The organism is Sphaerospermopsis reniformis (assembly GCF_005402885.1).
In the GTDB taxonomy this organism is placed as follows: domain Bacteria; phylum Cyanobacteriota; class Cyanobacteriia; order Cyanobacteriales; family Nostocaceae; genus Sphaerospermopsis; species Sphaerospermopsis kisseleviana.
On record NZ_BJCE01000392.1, the window covers coordinates 1 to 2,952 of the forward strand.

Annotated in this window: 2 protein-coding genes; both read right to left on the minus strand. The window is 39.7% G+C overall.

The genetic code is table 11. The features are described from left to right. Positions 1–154: 154 nt before the first annotated feature. Positions 155–2,371 (minus strand): S8 family serine peptidase, encoded by a 2,217-nt coding sequence (locus FFR48_RS26790; RefSeq protein WP_137669451.1) that lies wholly within the window; start codon positions 2,369–2,371, stop codon positions 155–157. Between the two features lie 258 nt (positions 2,372–2,629). Continuing rightward, on the minus strand, positions 2,630–2,952 hold a 323-nt coding region (locus FFR48_RS26795; RefSeq protein ID WP_137669452.1), incomplete at its 5' end, for a CHAT domain-containing protein.

Here is a 2,952-nt window from a genome sequence, read left to right on the forward strand (position 1 = left end):
GAGTCGTAGGGGCGAAGCATTCGGGCGAAAAATTATCAATTTTATGAAAAGGCTATTTTCCGAATGCTTCGCCCGTACAGGAGTCGGGAGTCAGGAGGAAGTTATTTGTATTTTCCCCATCACCCATCACCCATTACCCATTCCCCATTACCCATCACCGTCTCCTTTTAACAGCTTGCACTGCTGCATTAGCATTCACAAGTCCTTTACCAAAGAAATATTGCTGTTCTTTCACAGATGCGGGAATTTCTCCCTCACTGCGTTGTAAACGATAAAGTTCGGCATCTTGTGGAGAAATAGTCAGTCCTTGATAACTAGCTGTAGATTTCAAGATACTCACCAATCTTTCTCTACCGATTGCTTTATTTTCCCCCTTCATTAAAGCCACAACTCCCGCTACAGTTGGTGAAGCAAAAGATGTTCCTTCTACCCACCAATATTTACCTTTGCCATCAACTACAGCAGACCAACGACTGCTAGGATCAGGTACACCTTGCCAAAAGGCATTTAAAGACGTTCCTCCTGTGGTGGGAATGCCACCTAATAATCCCGGTGTATTTAAATCCCCTCCTGGTGCTACTAAATCTAATCCTCCACCATAATTACTGTAGGATGCACGATTACCTTTAATATTGGTTGCACCAACGGATATAACTCCTGGATAAGCAGCAGGAAATGTGACTCTGTTCCTGTTTTCATTACCAGCAGCAGCAACAATGACTAATTTCGGGTTCGCTTTGAGAACATCTGCGATCGCCTCTTCTTCTCCTGGACTTGGTAAAAGACTACCTAAACTGAGATTAATGATATCTGCACCCCTGTCTGCTGCATAACCAATAGCTTCAATGTAAGCAGCAGGACTATAACTACCATTTAACCCAAATAACCGGATTGGTAAAATCTGCGCGTTGGGTGCTACTCCTAACACTCCTTCGCCATTTTGGGGTTTGGCAGCGATCGCACCACTGACATAAGTACCATGAAATTCTCCACCGACTTGATTCCGAAAAACATAACGCAGAACGGTAGCAATTTGTTCTAAGGAATAATCAGGATTTTGACGTTTTATTTCCAGTGCTTCTGTAGAATATTGCTGCACTAATTTAGCATCAGATAGTTGAAATGTATCCTGAAATATAGACCCTAAAATGGCTAATTCTGTGGGACTAATTCGAGTATCACCATCACCATTTTCGCAAGGATCTAAACTGTTATTACTAGAGGAAAAATCCCAACCATGAACTTCTCCAGGACATTTATCAGCAGCTTTGACGGTGTAAATATTATTGATCAAATCAGGATGATCCCACTGAATCAAACTATCTAAAACTGCCACCACTACACCACGTCCACCGTTACTGCGTTTCCAAGCATCTGTCACCCGGACATCTGTACGAGTTACGGCTGATTTTTTACCGACATTTATGGGTTTTTGTAAACAAGTTTGTAGGGACTTCCAACTTGATATTTTTTCTTGTAAACATTGTTGTAAAGGTCTACTATCTAAATGCCAAGCTAATCCTAATAAATTACTTTTTGGTGTACTTCTTGCAGCAATACTTCTAGATTGAGAACTGTTTTGAGATGGGTTGCTTCGATTGGTATTTTCTGGTTTTGTTGTCTGTAACCAATCTCCAGTTCTCTGCATATTTGTGATTTGTTTGGTAGCAGTTTCTAGATTGTGGTTAGTTAAAGATTGAATAAAATTAGGTGTAGCAGATGTTACTCCTTTAACGCTATTAAGTTGATTAGATACACTGAGAATTTTTGTACCAGAGGCACTTGTGGATTTTACGAGATAGCGATCGCGGTTAAAACGTAGGGGACGGACAATTTCTAGATTGTTTTGTTGTAAAATTGCTTGTCTCTGACTTTGGGAAAGTTGCGATTGAAAGCTGAGGATAATTTCGTTAGGTACAACAATGATTTCTTGATGTTCGTTGCGGGTAAGAACTGGTAAAGTAGTTTGTACATAAGGCTGTTGTTGAATGCGTTGCTGTAAAACAACTTCAGCATTTTGGATGTCTTTAGGCAAATTTACCAAAGCGTAATTTTCACCTAAAGGTGTTACCTGGGGTGGTGTAGTGCTACGAATCCCGCTTTGTAAATCTTGTTGCAGTTGCAGGTATAAAGGAGGATCAGACAGACTACGGGTTTTACTGAGTTGTTTAAAAGAAACAGCGATCGCATCCTGTCTTTGATTTAATAGTATACGTTGTCCTTTATACAGGTAAAATAAATCACCATTTTCTTGAGTTTGTGCAATTGCTTGAGGTGGGATAGGAAATATATCCACACTGGATAAAATAAAGGTGGTGATAAAAGTAGTGAGGCAAATGCTAGATTTAATGCTAGATGTAATGCGTTTCATAAGTGTTTACTGGAATTTAGAGTTTTTGACCTAAAACTGCACATAAATATCTATCTCTCACCCAGTCAAGGATATGCAAAATTATGGAGTTAGGAGTCAGGAGTCAGGAGTCAGGAGTCAGGAGTCAGGAGTCAGGGGATTGAAGGATAATTTCACCTAATCACCAATCACCAATCACCAATCACCAATCACCAATCACCAATCACCAATCACCAATCACCAATCACCAATCACCAATCACCAATCACCAATCACCATTTATTCAACCTCACCAATTAAAGTAAAAGCAGCCCAATGGTAGGGACTTTCATATTTTTTTTGTCTCATAGTTGTTAACATCGCTTGTCTTAATGCCGTACCTTTATCAAGTTTTTGTTCCATATTTTTATAAAACTCCGTCATCAAAAACGATGTAGAATCATCATCAACAGCCCATAAAGAAACCACAATACTGGGAATACCAGCACTAATTAAAGAACGGGATAAACCAATCACACCATCACCTTTAATATCTCCTTGTCCCGTATCACAAGCACTAAGAACTATCAATTCAGCATTCAGTTTTAAATCCAGAATTTCCC

What these genes read in the sequence shown, in the direction of transcription:
- FFR48_RS26790 (WP_137669451.1), bottom strand. Translation starts at nt 2,371, where the DNA reads ATGAAACGCATTACATCTAGCATTAAATCTAGCATTTGCCTCACTACT.